Annotated in this window: 1 protein-coding gene; it reads left to right on the top strand. The window is 64.3% G+C overall.

The genetic code is table 11. The annotated features are described in order from the left end of the window. Positions 1 to 222 precede the first annotated feature (222 nt). Positions 223 to 1,251 carry a DUF2493 domain-containing protein gene (locus AX708_RS06085; protein ID WP_066526634.1) on the top strand — a complete coding sequence of 343 codons (1,029 nt, stop codon included), beginning with the start codon at positions 223 to 225 and terminating at the stop codon, positions 1,249 to 1,251. Positions 1,252 to 1,388: the final 137 nt, after the last annotated feature.

Genomic DNA, 1,388 nt, shown 5'->3' with positions numbered 1-1,388 from the left:
CCGAAACATATCAGTCTTCGGCGCTCGTCAAGGATCGCGGTCCCCCCAATTTTCCGCCGGGTGACCGTGTCGCTGCGCGCCGGCCACCCGGCAAAAAATCGGCTCCCCCGCGCCCGCAGGGCGGCGGCGCGACAAGCGCGCCGTCCCTGACTGCACGCCTCCCGACTGATGGGTTTTCGAGGTTCCCATGGTGGGAACGAATTCAATCAGTTGGAGGCATTTATGACCAAGATTTCGAACCTGTCCGACCTCGCGATCCTCGCTGCCGAGATGCGCGCTTCCCAGATCGAAGCAGACATCGCCAATGAGTTCGGCCACGCCAACAATGGCGAATACGACGCCGCGTTCATCGAAACGAGCGAGATGGCGAAACTCAGCATCGTTGCCGAGCCGGAGAATGCCGACATGCCGGATGCGCATCAGTCGGCCGCCGCTGTCGAACTCATGATGCAGACGATGTTCGATGTGCTGCGCGATACGAGGATGCAGGAATGCGCCGCCGATCTCGCCTGGGGCTTCTGCAACAGTTTCCACATGGTCGCCAAGCGCATCGAGGGCAGAGAGGACGATGCCGCCAAGAAGCTCGGCGAGCTCGCCCGCAACTTTGATCCGTCGGAGATCTACGCCGTTGAACTCGAGGAAACACAGCAGCTCTGCCAGACGCTCGAGGGCATCCGCGCCGCGCTCGAATGCATGCGCGATCACGCCGCCGAAATCTACCGTGTCGAAACCGGCCGGCCGTTCTCCACCGTCAGGGGCAGCAGGGTCTCGAGCAAACTCACCGCCTCGGTGGTCGACGCCCGCGACTATCTCGCCGGACGCGCCCAGCGCCGCCGCGAGCAATACGCACCCGAAGGCCCGGTCGTCGCCTTCTCGGGCGGAGCACAATGGCACGACGACGCGATCATCTGGACCCGCCTGGACAACATCGCGAAGCGCATCCCCAACATGATCCTCGTCACGACCGCTCAGAACAAGGGCTGCGACACCATCGCACGCTGCTGGGCGGCCTCGCGCGGGATCAAGCTTGTCGAGTTCAAGCTCGACACCAGCAAGGGACGGAGCGCCGGGTTCGTTCGCAACGACCGGATCGTCGCTCTGAAGCCGGTTGAGGCGATCGTCTGCCAGGGCTCGGGCATTCAGGCCAACTTCGCTCAGAAGCTTCGGGACGCCGGAGTGCCGCTCCACGTTCTCCGCCTCGCAGACCAGCGCCCTGACGAGCTCGCCAGCGCAGCGCGCAACGCTCACTGAGCACCATGGGAGGCTCCGGCATCCGCCGGAGCCTCCCTTTTTCTTCTGTCGCGCTGACACGGGCTCAGGGGGCATCGAACCCCCTTCGCCCGTCGGGGACGCTCGATCTGAAGATCGAGGAGGAGAGGGGGAAAGGG

The organism is Erythrobacter sp. CCH5-A1, from assembly GCF_001557115.1.
GTDB lineage: Bacteria > Pseudomonadota > Alphaproteobacteria > Sphingomonadales > Sphingomonadaceae > Erythrobacter.
This window is presented reverse-complemented; position numbering and strand designations above follow the sequence as displayed.

Coding starts and splice junctions, on each gene's coding strand:
- AX708_RS06085 (WP_066526634.1), top strand. CDS start 223: ATGACCAAGATTTCGAACCTGTCCGACCTCGCGATCCTCGCTGCCGAG.